Source organism: Leptospira hartskeerlii, assembly GCF_002811475.1.
Taxonomy (GTDB): Bacteria; Spirochaetota; Leptospiria; order Leptospirales; family Leptospiraceae; genus Leptospira_B; species Leptospira_B hartskeerlii.
The window spans coordinates 1-14,943 of record NZ_NPDL01000013.1 but is presented as its reverse complement, the minus strand read 5'-3'; the positions used below and the strand labels follow the sequence as shown (position 1 = coordinate 14,943).

At 38.9% G+C, this 14,943-nt stretch carries 11 protein-coding genes and 1 pseudogene; 9 read left to right on the top strand and 3 right to left on the bottom strand.

What is annotated here, in order from left to right; genetic code table 11:
- Positions 1-438: 438 nt before the first annotated feature.
- Positions 439-846: a GFA family protein gene (locus tag CH352_RS18155; RefSeq protein WP_100708229.1), complete on the bottom strand. Its 408-nt coding sequence runs from the start codon at positions 844-846 to the stop codon at positions 439-441.
- 494 nt (positions 847-1,340) lie between these two features.
- Here CH352_RS18155 and CH352_RS18150 point away from each other — a divergent pair, with 494 nt between their 5' ends.
- Positions 1,341-2,192, top strand: coding sequence for a metal-dependent hydrolase (locus CH352_RS18150; protein WP_100708210.1), 852 nt, complete (start codon positions 1,341-1,343; stop codon positions 2,190-2,192).
- A 72-nt stretch (positions 2,193-2,264) separates the two neighbouring features.
- On the opposite strand, the gene CH352_RS18145 is transcribed toward CH352_RS18150, so the two are convergent.
- The gene (locus CH352_RS18145) at positions 2,265-3,011 is read right to left on the bottom strand and encodes a sterol desaturase family protein (RefSeq protein WP_100708228.1); all 747 of its coding nucleotides are present in this window, start codon (positions 3,009-3,011) and stop codon (positions 2,265-2,267) included.
- Positions 3,012-3,090: 79 nt separating this feature from the next.
- Between CH352_RS18145 and CH352_RS18140 the strand changes: the two genes are divergently transcribed.
- Positions 3,091-3,600 carry a hypothetical protein gene (locus tag CH352_RS18140; RefSeq protein ID WP_125169488.1) on the top strand — a complete coding sequence of 170 codons (510 nt, stop codon included), beginning with the start codon at positions 3,091-3,093 and terminating at the stop codon, positions 3,598-3,600.
- A gap of 14 nt (positions 3,601-3,614) precedes the next feature.
- Here the strand turns inward: CH352_RS18140 and CH352_RS18135 are convergent, their stop codons facing one another.
- Positions 3,615-5,039 (bottom strand): MATE family efflux transporter, encoded by a 1,425-nt coding sequence (locus CH352_RS18135; RefSeq protein WP_100708208.1) that lies wholly within the window; start codon positions 5,037-5,039, stop codon positions 3,615-3,617.
- A 306-nt stretch (positions 5,040-5,345) separates the two neighbouring features.
- On the opposite strand from CH352_RS18135, the gene CH352_RS18130 reads away from it, so the two are divergent.
- The 7 genes and pseudogenes from CH352_RS18130 (at position 5,346) to CH352_RS19190 (ending at position 14,786) form a co-directional block, all read left to right on the top strand.
- Positions 5,346-6,242, top strand: a complete 897-nt coding sequence (locus tag CH352_RS18130; protein WP_100708207.1) for an HTH domain-containing protein — start codon at positions 5,346-5,348, stop codon at positions 6,240-6,242.
- Positions 6,243-6,639: 397 nt separating this feature from the next.
- The gene (locus CH352_RS18125) at positions 6,640-7,527 is read left to right on the top strand and encodes an ImmA/IrrE family metallo-endopeptidase (RefSeq protein ID WP_165780208.1); all 888 of its coding nucleotides are present in this window, start codon (positions 6,640-6,642) and stop codon (positions 7,525-7,527) included.
- A gap of 28 nt (positions 7,528-7,555) precedes the next feature.
- The gene (locus tag CH352_RS18120) at positions 7,556-8,008 is read left to right on the top strand and encodes a DUF4411 family protein (protein WP_165780207.1); all 453 of its coding nucleotides are present in this window, start codon (positions 7,556-7,558) and stop codon (positions 8,006-8,008) included.
- 234 nt (positions 8,009-8,242) lie between these two features.
- Positions 8,243-10,240 (top strand): type I restriction-modification system subunit M, encoded by a 1,998-nt coding sequence (locus tag CH352_RS18115; protein ID WP_100708204.1) that lies wholly within the window; start codon positions 8,243-8,245, stop codon positions 10,238-10,240.
- Positions 10,240-11,535: a restriction endonuclease subunit S gene (locus tag CH352_RS18110; protein WP_100708203.1), complete on the top strand. Its 1,296-nt coding sequence runs from the start codon at positions 10,240-10,242 to the stop codon at positions 11,533-11,535. The genes CH352_RS18115 and CH352_RS18110 overlap by 1 nt, the downstream gene beginning before the upstream one ends.
- A pseudogene (locus tag CH352_RS19195) lies at positions 11,532-13,760 on the top strand (type I restriction endonuclease subunit R); the annotation flags it as partial. The gene CH352_RS18110 and the pseudogene CH352_RS19195, both read left to right, overlap by 4 nt.
- Positions 13,761-14,588: 828 nt before the next feature.
- Entirely contained in the window at positions 14,589-14,786 is a 198-nt protein-coding gene (locus CH352_RS19190; RefSeq protein WP_243396471.1) for a hypothetical protein, read from the top strand.
- The last annotated feature ends 157 nt before the right edge of the window (positions 14,787-14,943 follow it).

Genomic DNA, 14,943 nt, shown 5'->3' with positions numbered 1-14,943 from the left:
CAGGCTACTCCAGGCTTCGGACTCCTCGCGAACGATCCAAAAGAAGTGAGCGCGCCCAAGATAGCCGAACGTCTTGGGCGAGGGCGTGCCAAATAATCGGCCTTCGGATGAGGGGGCTTTTCGTATCCCTAACGCAAAACCGACGATCGGAAAGTGCCTTTCATACAACCGGATCGAACGCAAGTAATTTCCAATAGGAAATCTTGTTGGAATTCCAACAAAATATGAGGGAAATTCAACTTGAAAGAATTGGATTTATATGATATAGGTAGCCCGTCTCTCCCACCAACCCACCTCCACCACCCAACAAAGGGTGGGGCCGCTTTTTCAAAAATTGCTTTCCACCAAGCTGTTTGTGCCGATTTAAGGTCCGGCTTGTTTAACTTTCGCTAGGGCGCTTGCCTTCTCATTTCTTATTAATTGCTTCGAAGGGGTAAATTATAAATGTCTAATCTCGGCTGGCTGATGATGCCAATTATTATTCAATCCATCCGCATACCATACTGGAGCTTCGATTAAATCATTAAGATCTACGTTATCTAAAGTAGAAATCGCTATGCTTACGAAAGCACCGCCAATCTCTTCGATATATCCTTTCGAAAAAGTTCTCACTCCGCAATTTTTGCAAAAATGGTGTTTGCTGCTTTTCGAATTAAACTCATAGAAGCTAAGGCTATTCTCCCCGCTTAACAAACGAAAAGATTCCGGTTTAACTATGATAGACCAGTTTCGGACCTTTCTGCAAAAGGAACAGTTACATCTGCCTGTACCCGCGCTCAAATCTAAATCTGCCTCGTAACGAACTGCACCACAATGACAACTTCCGGAATATTTTTTAAGGCTCATAAATAACTCCTTTTCGGATCTTAAAAGTAGATTGAAAATCTCAGATCCGTATAAGAATAATATTACATATAAAATATGACAAATTCTGTCATATTTAGAAATGGATCTTGGAAAAAATAAAAATATTTTTGATCTCGATCGTTGTTCCTGGTTTGTTTTCAGGAGAGAGAAACACATACATAACTTACGTCTTGCCGCTTCCGAGCAGTGTTTGCCATTATCTACTTATTCAGTTCCTAAAATTTACGGACCATAATTTCAATTTCACCCGGATATTTTTTCCAGGATTGGGATTGACCGAATACTGTAGCAATCGCTACAATGATTCAAAAGATAACTATTCCAATATGAGATCGGGCAAACTCAAGGAATAGATAGAAGGTCCGGATCAATATATAATATCTTTTTTATATTCTCTAATGAGCGGTGAAAATCCAAAGGATGGGAGAAAGAAAAATCGAAAATTCAAATCGATTTCATATTAGGAGAATATTATGGGCCAAGCGACATCTACAAGAGTCCAGCCAAAAATACGTAAACCGAAATTTCCCTTGGAAGACATCGCGAAAGAAAGAGGTTTCGGCAAAAACATCCCATTCTTTACTGCATTTCTTTCCAGTTTAAGTGTATTGTTCCCCGAAGGAGAACGTTTCTTTATACGTTCTGTGAAAGCATTCAGCGAAGTTGTCGATCCGGCATTAAGAAGCGAGATTAAAGCTTTCGCCGGGCAAGAAGCAGTCCACGGCAATGTTCATGACAAAATGAACGAAAGATTTGTGGAGATCGGCTTGGACTTTCGCAGTCACGAAAAAATGTTCTGCTGGTTGTTCTTTGATATATTAGAAAAAAATATTCTGAAACTCTTTCCTGTTTGGGGAAAAAGACTCGCTCTCTCAATCACTGCAGCAGCGGAACATTTCACAGCTACTCTCGGAAGATTTTTACTTTCTCTTCCAGAACAACGTGTGGCTTGGATCGACCCGATCAGTTGGAAAGTGATCGAATGGCATGCGTTAGAAGAATTAGAGCATAAGGCTGTGGCGTATGACGTGTATAGCGCTTCCGGCGGTGGATATTTTACTCGGGTGCTTGGAATGACTATCGCAGTTCAGCTACTTGGTCTTTTAGCAATCGTGGGAACCATTCGGGCCTTATTCTATTTTGGAATTCCAAATCCAAGCCAAGTAGTAAGAGACATTCGTTTCTTCTTCGGTATTCCTGGTTTTACTTGGGCTGTGATCTACTATATTTTAGAATATTATATCCCAGGATTCCATCCAAATGACCAAGACGATCACAAACTTCTGGAGAAGTTTGAGAAAGTTATGACTGCTCACGGATATTAAGAAAATGTTGAGGCACTCCCGTATATTGGAACTCCAACAACAGAAGCCCTAAATTTAGCCTCGCGGACTAGACTATTCCTGGTCTCGCGAGTTCTCCGGATAAAGAGTTCCGAAGATCTTATCCCAAATTGTAGTATAAAAGCCGAAATTATAATCTTCATTCTGATGATGCCTTGCATGAAAAGTGCTAGTGGTCAGAGTGTTGAATAGATTAGAACGGAGCCATTCGTCTGGTAAAGGCTCCACTCCTAAATGACCTATTGAGCCAAACACAACATTTAATCCTAGATAAATGCTCATCCCCGCCCAAGAAAAATCGTAAACACAAAGCACAAATAACCAAAGAGCTCCAAATCCAAGAGCTTCCATAGGATTCAGAACAAATAGAGTAAGAGGACGAGGTTTATCGTAACGATGATGAGTTCTATGAGCGAATCGATATATGAACGGAATATGAGCAATCCTATGCAATACATACATGCCAGCATCCATAACCAAAAGAAGGATCAAAATATCGAGTAACGCGAAAATCCCTATATCGTTGCGAAATTGAATAGAACCTGTTCTCCAAAGCCAAAGACCAAGTAATGTAACAATAGTATTAAGAAGTATAGTAGATATCGTAAACAGGATCTCTTGAGCTTCGATTTTCGGAGGGATCGGAACGATACGGCGATATGTATAACGTTTAGCCAGTATATTTCCAATATATACTGAACAAGTAAAGATCAGAATATTTTCAATCAAGAATAATAAAGCAGCCCAAACATAGGAAATTTCTTGAAGAAATAGAACCACTTCGTTTTCAAAATTATACATAAGGTTTATTGAATTTAAAAATCCACCTTGCATCAAATAGTCGAGAATGTTAAACTATGCCCTATTCTGGAAATTCAAAGTGAAACGCTCATATATCTTCTTCTATATTTTACTTATATTCTTACAAGTCCAATGTGGGAGTTATTTTATATATGAGTCTTTACAAAAAGAGGCAAATGACAAATCGGATCTTAGTCCGTTGCTACTTTTATCGGGTGGTGGATCAACCCCTTTAAACGTGGAACCTGTAAGCTGGCTAAGTTTTCCTTCTTCCCCGGTAATTTTTAAAGCAGGAGCAACCGGTAACTATTCTGTTGGTATCCAATATCCGTATTCCGGTTGCCCTACCTCTCAAACGTTCTATATTCAAACGGCTACCAACGGTGTTCCTTTAGATTTTCTTAGCTGTTCCAATTTTTATTTCGACGGTTGTGGTATTTTAAATCCTACAATTTGTAATGTTTCAGGATCCACAGCTGGCAATGCAAATGTGATCTATCAGATACCATCATATCAAGACACTGCCCCTTTTCCAGGAGTGCATGTGAACCAAATCATAGGAGTTGTGCAAGTGCAGGTTATCCCTTAACAAAAGGTAAAATATCAAACCTTCGAAGTCTTCCATCCTCCTTTTCTAAATAACCAAAGAGTGAAAAGTCCTATAGAAGTTTCCGTGATCATACTTGCCCAAAACACTCCAGAATATCCGTATGAAAGAACCTTCGCCAAAACATAAGCGAATGGAATTTGGAAGATCCAAAAGAAGACCAGATTGATTAATGTAGGAGTCATAGTATCACCCGCACCATTAAAAGCCTGAACGCTGACCATCCACCAAGCATACACAAAATAAGAATAGGATACGATCCCCAACCACTCGGAACCGATCGCGATCACTTTAGCGTCATCCGTAAAGATCGACACAAGAGATTCCCTAAAAATAAAATAGCAGATGGAAACCCCGATCAGAAAGACCATATTCCATATTCCGACAATCCAAACAGACTGTTCCGCACGATCCGGTCTCCCTGCTCCTAAATTCTGACCAACAAGAGTCGCGACCGCGTTAGACATTCCCCAAGAAGGCATCAGAGTGAACATCATGATCCGAAGTGTGATCGTTGCTCCCGCTACAGCCTCACTACCAAATTCGGAAATAATTCTCACAAGAAAGATCCAAGAGGTCATTCCGATAATAGTTTGTCCGATACCACCAAGTGAAGTACGAACTATATCTGAAATAACTTCCCAGTGTATACTGATTTGAGAACGAAGCACCCGAATATGCTTCCCACCTCTTAAGAGCAGATAGAATTGAAGAAGAACTCCGACACCTCTCCCGATATTTGTAGCGATAGCGGCACCTTCGATGCCCATAGCCGGAACTGGACCAAAACCGAAGATAAAGATCGGGTCCAAGATCATATTGAGTCCATTAGAAATCCATAAAACTCTCATCGCGATTGCCGCGTCTCCCGCACCTCTAAAAACCGCGTTGAGTCCGAACAAAAGCATGATTACGATATTCCCGCCAAAGATCCATTGAGTATAACGAGATCCATGTTCTACAACCCAAGGATCCCCACCCATGAGTATAAGAAGATCTTTCGCAAACCAGACCCCGAAGATAGCAAAAGGTAACGAAACAAGAATGGAAAGAAAAACGGATTGAACTGCGGCAATCCCAGCTTGTTCCTTATCACCTTCTCCGATCCTTCTTGCAATGATCGCTGTCACCGCAGTGGACATCCCTATCGCGAGAGAATAAAGAAGAAACAAATATGTTTCCGTAAGCCCAACCGCAGCAACAGCAGAAGGACCTAAAGCCCCCACAAAATAAATGTCAACGACTGCAAATGCAGACTCCATGACCAGTTCCAAAACCATCGGAACTGAGAGTAAGAAAACAGCCTTACCAAGCGAAATTTTAGTATAATCCGCTTCCGTTCCAGTAAGCGCTTTTTTCAATTCCCTCCAAAGGGAAGTTCGCTCCGATCCTAACTCAGCGTCTTTTTGTATAGCTTCCATCTATGCACCTTCGCGATCAAGGTGTGATCGATCTGCTAAGAAAAGCAAGGCACTTTATAAATAAAAATATTCGATTCACCCTTGGTCTGTTAGGTTTGTCATTCGGTTCTATCGAACAAAACGCTGGGCGTTCCCACACACTCTATAGTATTCTCAAGGAAACTTTTTCTAGTTGGGTGTGGTCGGGCTACTATGGACTTCGGACTCCTCGCCTTCGGCTGCGGGGTCCGCTACGCGTCCTGCGTATCCCTAACGCGGGGATTATTAATACTTTACAATTCTTGTATATACAAAATAATTTAGAATATGTCAGATTCATTATCCTTTCTTGAAATTTCCGAAAAGGCGCTTAATGAAACTGGTAAGCCAATGAGCGCTTCTGAAATCTGGGCACTCGCTAAAGATAAAAAGTGGAAAACGGATTCGGTAGGAAAAACTCCGTGGGCCACTATCGCAGCACAGATTTATGTAAGCATAAAGAATAATCCACATACACCTTTTCGACAAGTAAGTAAAAGGCCGACTCGATTTGCCCTGACTCCTTGGGGAGAAGCTGCAGAAAAAATTGTCTCTGAGATTAATTCTTATGCATTAGAAGAAGAAAACACCGTAACGAAAGAGCGAGACTTGCATCCGGTACTTTCCAAGTTTGTGTATTCCCATCCTCATTTCAGAGCCTACGTAAAAACGATTTATCATGAAATTTCTACGAAATCGACAAAAGGAAAGAACAGGTGGTTGCATCCGGATCTAGTCGGAGTCAGATTCAATTTCGATGAATATAAACAGGAAACTGTCACCCTTCAAAAACTAATGGCAATGGCCGATTGTTATCTATTTTCCTTTGAATTAAAAGTAAATTTGCATTTCGGAAATCTGCGAGAAGCATTCTTTCAAGCCGTATCTAATTCTTCTTGGGCCAACGAAGGTTATTTGGCCGCAGTAAATTTTGAGGAAGACCCTGACTTAATGGATGAATTAGCCAGGCTTAGTAAAGCTTTCGGAATTGGAATTCTTAAGTTAGATCCATCCAAGCCCGAAGAAAGTGAGATTTTATTTCAATCAAATCCTAAGTCTGAATTAGATTTCGATACAATCGACAGACTAACAGAGGATAATAGAAACTTTAAGGATTTCTTAAGCAATATTGCCGAGGATGTGAAGTTGGGGAAAGTGAAAAGTGAGTATGATAAGAGGGATTGATAATGGCCTTTTACCGAATTCAAATTACAAGTAAAATGAATAAAATCTAATAAAATGGATTGATCTATATACTAAGTACTTATATAGTATATATTCGGTTTAAACTATGATCTCCGTAAAAGCCAAAATTAATCCAGCCTTGTTGACCTGGGCAAGAAAGGAGTCTGGTCATACAGTTGAAAGTTTGGCTATAAAAGTTGATACGAAGCCAGAAAAACTTCTGGGCTGGGAAAAAGGAGATGCATTACCTTCTATGAGCCAGGTGAGACGGCTGGCCGATTGCTTAAAGCGCCCGCCAGCAATGTTCTTTCTCGCCGCTCCTCCCCCGTCTGAAAATAAACCTAAAGATTTCAGAAAAAATCGGTCCGATAATCAATTTCTGCCAGATGCTTTATTTATGTTTCGATGGGCCGAATCCAGAAGGGAAACTGCAGCTGAATTGGCAAATGAGTTAGACGTTAAACCTTTTTCTTTGTATCCTTCTGCGACACTTGCATCTAATCCAATTTCTCCGATAGAAGATACGATACGCTTTTTAGATTTTAATAGAGAGTTTCAGTATAAAAATAGGAAGCCGGAAGAATTTCTAAAATATTGTATAAGTCTCCTTGAGTCCAAAGATATCTTAGTTTTCCAGACAGAGAATATTAATCTAAATCAATTTCGTGGATTTAGTATTCCAACCTTACCATTTCCGGTAATCGCAATTAATTCCGATGATTCTTATCATGGAAGGATCTTTACTCTTTTCCATGAATTAGGTCATATCCTTTTACGCGAAGGGGGAATTTGTGATTTAGAATTTGAGGACAAAACTCCGAAGAATGATACCGATAAGATTGAAATCTGGTGCAACCAATTTTCCGCAAATCTACTCTGCCCTAGCGAGGAAATTTACAGTTTTATTCAGGAAAACCACAACCCAAAAACCGGGATTCAGATAAAGCAAATTGAAGAACTTAGTAAACATTTCAGCGTAAGTCGAGAAGTAATCGCTCGAAGAGTTTTTCACCTAAGACTTATTAATGAAAATGAATATATAAAATTTAGAAAAGAATTTCAAAAAGATTGGATCAAATACAAAAATTCCCGTAAGGAAAAGAAAGGTGGGGGTGGAGCAAACACTCATCTATACACCAATCTAAATCGCAATGGTAAAAAATACTCTTCTATAGTTTTATCTGCTTATAATAATAATCTTTTGAATCCTCTCCAAGCAGGTCAATTTCTCAATATACGTACCCAATATCTAAATTCTCTATCTGGCATAGTATTCGGATCTTAAAACAATGCCTCCAAATCCGAAGTATTGTATGGACACCAGTTCTTATATAACCGCCTGGTGCCATCATTACTCGCCCACAATTTTTGAAAGTCTTTGGAAGAAGGTCGGAGAAGCTCTAAATCAAGGAATCATTATTTCACCGAGAGAAGTATTAGATGAATTGGAAAGAGGATCTGACGATCTACTTAAATGGGCGAAACTTCACAAAGCTGCCTTTGTAGAATTGGAAGAGAAACCTCAAGAAATTCTTTCTGACATTATGAGATCTCATCCTAAAATAATCGACCTAAATATCGCAGAAATCCAAGCCGACCCTTATGTTATTGCATTAGCAAAACATACTAATACAATCATCGTAACAGAAGAAAAATCTGCAGTTGACTCCAAGAAAAAATTAAAAATTCCGGATGTTGGCAAAAATTATAAAGTCAAGTGCATTCCTTTCGGTAAACTCATTGAAATGGAAGGCTGGAAGTTTTAAAGATTGAAATACTTCGAGCCGGCTGATTTAAGAAAAATTATCTTAAGCCACATGAATTTGTCCTCCCATTTGAATATAATTATTAAAAGGAATCTAATAAATGTTATTTTTTGGATCAATGCCAGAAGGACTATTTATATTTTCGGAAGATGTTGATTTGTTATAAAATCAATCTTTAGATAAAATAAAAACCATTGCGAACTTGATTCATCCTTCATATATTGGACACTATTCATGGTAAAAACGAATAACGAGAACTTTTCAACGCTTGCAGCATTTATTTGGTCCGTCGCGGATTCTCTCCGAGGAGACTTTAAACAATCTGAATATGGTCGAGTAATTCTACCGTTGACAGTCTTAAGACGTCTAGAATGCGTCTTAGAGCCCACTCGGGAAGCAGTAATAAATGAAAAAAAGAAACATAAAGGAGCAAAATTACCGATGGCTCCTTTTTTAGAAAAAGCTTCCGGATATAGTTTTTATAATACATCTAACATCACCTTGGATCGATTAGGAACAAATGATACAAAAGAAAATCTCGAACGTTATATTGAATCATTCAGCGAAAACGTTCTAGATATTTTCGAAAACTTCAATTTCCAGGATGTGATCGATCGATTACATAAAGCAAATTTACTTTTTCTTGTTTGCGGTCAATTTACAAAAATCGACCTACACCCCAAAAAAGTAGACAACCATCAAATGGGACTCATCTTCGAAGAACTCATACGGAGATTTGCAGAATCAAGTAACGAAACTGCAGGAGAACATTTCACTCCTCGTGATATAGTAACTCTAACGACCTCCCTTGTCTTTAATTTTGATAGCGATACTCTTGGAAAACCGGGGGTGATCCGTTCCGTCTATGATCCTACTGCAGGAACCGGCGGATTTCTTTCCTCAAGTACTGAATATATCCACAGTATGAATCCTAAAGCAAAGATAGCAAATTTCGGTCAGGAGTTAAATCCGGAATCGTATGCCATCTGTAAAGCAGATATGCTGATTAAAGGTCAGGATGTAGAAAATATAAAGTTGGGAAATACATTAAGTGAAGACCAACATGCTGAAAGTAAATTCGACTATCTGCTATCAAATCCGCCCTTTGGCGTAGAATGGAAAAAAGTCGAAAAATCAGTCCAAGATGAACATAAAAATAAGGGCTATAACGGTAGATTTGGTCCAGGATTGCCTCGAGTATCCGATGGGAGTCTATTATTCTTATTGCATTTAATTTCAAAAATGGTCGAGCCGAGTAAGGGAGGATCTCGAATAGGAATTATTCTCAATGGATCCCCTCTCTTTACAGGTGGGGCCGGATCAGGAGAATCTGAGATACGTAGATACGTTTTAGAAAATGATCTATTAGAGGCAATCATCGCCTTGCCAACGGATATGTTCTATAATACAGGAATCGCTACATATATCTGGATTCTTTCCAATCACAAGACCAAAGAAAGATTAGGAAAAGTCCAACTCATCAATGCGAATAGTGACGAGTTCTGCGATAAAATGAGAAAATCATTAGGCTCGAAACGAAAATACTTAACCGATGAACACATCAAACGAATCGTAAAAATCTACGGAGACTTTGAAGAATCCAAAGTTAGTAAGATCTTTAAAAATACTGAATTCGGTTATAGAAGGATCACTGTTGATCGACCCCTAAAACTTTCCTTTAAACCACATGATGAATCGAAATTGTCTAGCTTACGAGAGGAAGCAGCTTTCGGAAAATTTTCTAAAAAAGAACAGAATGCGATCGTAGATGCCCTAATTGGATTAAAGGAAGAATACAAAGATAGGTCTCAATTTCTCTCCGAATTGAATGCTTCTCCGGCTCTCCAATCTTCTAAACTAAAACTTTCCAACCTGCAAGAAAAGATGATCGTGAAATGTATAGGAGAGCAAGATGAGACTGCTCAAATTTGCAAGAACTCAAAAGGAGAGATCGAAGCAAATAGCGAGTTGAGAGATTACGAAAACATACCTTTGTCCGAATCGATCGAAAAATATTTCCAAAGAGAAGTGCTTCCTCATGTGCCCGATGCCTGGATCGATATAAGCAAGATAGACGAAAAAGACAAAAAAGTCGGGATTGTCGGATACGAAATCCCATTCAACCGACATTTCTATGAATATAAGCCTCCAAGAGATTTAAGAGAAATCGATGCAGACTTGGACCAAGTGACAAAGGAAATTCTCACTCTACTACAAGAGGTTCATAGCTAATGAAGGCTTATCCGAAGTATAAGAATAGCGGAATAGAATGGTTGGGGGAAATACCAGAGCATTGGGAGGTAAAAAAAGTAAAATTCTGTGCCATAATCAATCAGAAGACACTTGCAGAATCCACCCCGAGTAATTTCGAATTTGATTATGTAGATATCTCAAATGTAAATTTAGAAGCAGGTGTAATAGGATCAGAAAGATATTTATTTGGAAAAGCACCCTCGCGAGCCAGGCGGAAGGTTAAATCTGGAGATGTTATTCTTTCCACCGTTCGAACTTATCTTAAGGCAATAGCAACAATCAATAAGAACCAAGAAAATTATATTGTTTCAACGGGATTTTGCGTAATCTCGCCCATGCGTAATTTATTTGATACTGTCTTCTTTTCCTATTTCTTAAAATCAGAATACTTTATTGAGACCGTATCAAGTATTTCTACAGGGGTAAGCTATCCCGCAACAAACGCTAATGATATAGCAAATCTCATCACGTTACTCCCTTCCCTTTCAGAGCAGCGAGCAATTGCTAATTACTTAGACAGAGAAACACAAAAAATAGATCACCTGATTGCGAAGCAAGAAAGGCTCATTTCCTTACTGGAAGAAAAACGCCAAGCGATAATCTCTCATACAGTCACCAAGGGATTAGATTCTAATGCGAAAATGAAAAAAAGTGGTGTGAAGTGGTTAGGAGAGATTCCTGAACATTGGGAGATGAAAAAGTTAAAATATTTATTCTCAATTAAGAAACGTATAGCTAAGAAACTAGGATATGAAGTTCTATCCATTACTCAGAAAGGGTTAAAGGTAAAAGATATTTCATCGAACGAAGGGCAATTATCGATGGATTATTCAAAGTATCAACTTGTCTTTCCCGGAGACTTCGCAATGAATCAAATGGACTTATTGACGGGTTCAGTCGATATTTCACGTTTCACGGGCGTCACAAGTCCTGACTATAGAGTATTTTGTTTAGTAGATAAGGAAAGTACCCCATTATATTATAAATATTTATTACTGCGCGGTTATTTAGACCGAATTTTCTTTAACTTTGGCCAAGGAAGTTCGCATCTCGGTCGGTGGAGGCTGCCTAGAGAACAATTTTTAGATTTTATCCTCCCATATCCAAGCAAATTTGAGCAAAAGAAAATCGCCAGTAAGATTGAGACCTTTATAGAGAGTTCGCAAAAAATTGTGACTAAAATCCAAAGTGCCATCGAACTTCTCAAAGAAAAACGAACTGCGCTCATCTCCGCTGCCGTCACTGGAAAAATAGACGTAAGAGAATCCGCATGAAGCCCCATAATGAAATTGTTTTCGAAACCGATATAGTCCGAGATCTGGTATCTTCTCCTAAGACATTATTCTCAAGTCCATATCTCGAAGGGACGCCCGAGAACTTTGATGCTGAATTGGGATTGTATCCGGAAGATCTAATCGCTTATATCAAAACGACTCAACCGGAAGAGTATGAAAAGCTGACCAAAAAGCAAGACTCCGGAAAAGCTGATAGTCATTTATTAAGAGAAGTTTCGCGATATTTGGACGTGAACGGATGTATACATTCTCTTAGGCGAGGAGTAGAGTTTGTCGGATCTAAATTCCGAATCGTCCAATTCCAACCAGATAATCTTTCCAATCAAAAAGCGAAAGACCAGTATGATGCGAATATCCTGAGAGTAGTTCGCCAGGTTCGTTATTCCCCTTATCACCAAGAGATGCTGACCAAGACAAGTCACGGTAGCGGAATTTTGGACCTTGTGATTTTCCTAAACGGTATACCGGTGGCCACCTTAGAGCTTAAGACCGATTTCACTCAATCGGTCCAACATGCTATTCACCAATACAAAAAGGACCGACTTCCTCTAAATCCAGTCACGAGAAAACTGGAGCCTCTCCTATCATTCAACAAACGTTGCATTGTTCACTTCGCGGTATCTACAGAGGAAGTCTACATGACTACCAAGTTGGAAGGAGAAAATACGCACTTTCTGCCTTTCAATCGAGGCAATGGAGAGGGTGCGGGAAATGCACCGAATCCAAATGGTTATGCAAGTTCTTATCTTTGGGAAGAAGTATTAGAAAAAGAAACTTTTCTTCGGATCCTAGGCAGATTTATCCATCTGCAAAACAAGGATGCGGAAGGCAGAAAGTTAAAGCCGGAACAACATTCTATTATATTCCCTAGATACCATCAGTTAGACGCAGTGAAAAAACTGATTACCGCTGCGACATCCGAAGGACCGGGGCATCGGTATCTGATCCAACATTCCGCAGGTTCAGGAAAATCGAATAGCATAGCTTGGTTGGCTCACCAATTGGCATCTCTCACGATCCAAGAAGGTCCCAAACAAGGGGAAAGATTATTTCGCAACATAATCGTAATTACCGACAGGACTGTTCTAGATTCCCAATTGCAAGATACAATTTTTCAATTCGACCACCAAACAGGAGTTGTAAATCGAATAACCAGAGAAGAAGGCATCGGCTCCAAATCTCAACAATTGACCGAAGCCTTAATCGGCAATTCACCAATTATTATTGTTACTATTCAAACATTCCCTTATATCTTAGAGGCTATTCAAAGGAATACTTCCTTAAAGAATCACACATTTGCAGTAATTGCGGATGAGGCACATTCTTCGCAAACAGGAAAGACGGCATCTAAGCTTAAAGAAGTTTTACAGGCCGAATTAAAAGACGAGGACGAACTCAGTGCGGAAGATATTCTGCGATTAAGTGTGGAATCCAGAAAAACCGCCAAGAATATTAGTTATTTCGCATTCACTGCCACCCCCAAGCCGGCAACATTAGAGATTTTTGGAAGACTTAAATTTCCGGATCAACCAAAATCGAAAGAGAACACGCCGGTAGCGTTTCATGTTTATACCATGCAACAAGCAATCGAAGAGGGATACATCTTAAACGTTCTTAAGAATTTCACCACCTATGATGTAGCTTATAAGATTGCAAATCAAAGTCGAGATACGAAGGTCGATGTCCAAAAAGCAAGATCGAAGATCAATACTTGGGTCCATCTACATCCCTATAATATTGCGCAAAAAATAAAGATTATTATCGAGCATTATCGTTCCAATGTTCGCCATATGTTAGATGGAACAGCAAAGGCAATGGTTGTTACGGGCTCTCGAAAAGAAGCAGTTCGATATAAGATTGAGTTGGACAAATATCTAAAGGAAAAGAATTACTCGGACATCCGTGCTTTGGTGGCGTTTTCTGGTGATGTAATAGACGAGGAATATGCCAGTCTTGCTCATAAGGCAAATATAAAAGATCCATTTACTGAACGGAATATGAATCCCGACCTGAAGGAAGATATTCGGGCAGCCTTTGACGGCGATACTTTCCAAATCCTGCTTGTCGCAAACAAGTTTCTTACAGGCTTTGATCAAGCAAAGTTATGCGCAATGTATGTGGACAAAACCTTATCTGGAGTCGATTGTGTTCAAGCCTTCTCCAGATTGAATCGAGTATTCCCAGGCAAAGATAAAATTACCTTTATACTCGATTTTGTGAACAAAGAAGAAGATGTTGTGGAAGCCTTTTCCCCTTTTTATAAAGCTACTTCATTGAGCGATAATTCCGACCCAAATACTATCTTTACAATTAAGAACTTATTAATTGATGCCCAAATCTTTACATTTGATCAAGTAGAGGAATTTGCAAAGGAATACTTCTCGCAAGAAGAAAATATTCGAACTAAAAATAAATCTGAGATTACGCAAAAGAAACTTAACTCGATTATACAAAACCCCAAACTTCTATTTAAAGCTCGCTACACGAATGCGGTAAATGAGATTCGGAACTCAAACGAAATTCTAGAACGAGCTATGCAATCCAATGATCGGCCTATCATCCAAGACGCTGAAAAACATCTAAACTCTATGAGGGAAATTAAAGCAGATTTAGATAAATTTAAATCTGGGGTAAACAAGTTTATAGATTTATATGAATTCATGACTAATATCATAGATTATGATAGTGAAGAATTAGAAAAACTATACGTATTTCTAAAGTTCCTAAAAGAACTATTAAAGTTTGAAGATCTCGACGAAGGTATATCTCTTGCTGGGCTCGTATTATCTCATTATAGAATTCATAATATGAAACCCTTAAATCCAAAATTGGAATCGAAAACTATAGATCCTAACTCTACAATCGTATCCGGAGGAATAGACAAAAGGAAAGAATACTTTTCAGAAATTATCGATTCAATTAACGAATTATTCGATAGCGAAGTTTCAGAAGACGACGCTGTAAAAAGGTTGAACAGCTTTGGACTCTCACTTGAACCTGAAATCTTAAAGAACGAAGAAGTCGTTAATCAAATGAAAGCAGGAAATAGTAAAGAGCAAATCATGCTTGGAGATTACCCGAAAGCATTGACCCATGCCATAATGAATACGCTTTCAACAAATAATGATCTGTCCTCAAGATTATTATCGAATAACGACCTAATGAACAAATTTGCAAGATCGATCTTAGACGTATTTATAGAAAATCTAAAACAATCAAGAAATCTATAATCTAAATCTCCTTTCCCCTTAAAGTAAAAACAAAAAAGCCGACGGCATTATACCCTCGGCTTTTTAAATAAACTTCAACATTGAATATAACTGCGATTGGGATCTGTTTGCTGATCATCTTGTATGGATGTTCATGCGCGGCATCTTTGTTAAGGAT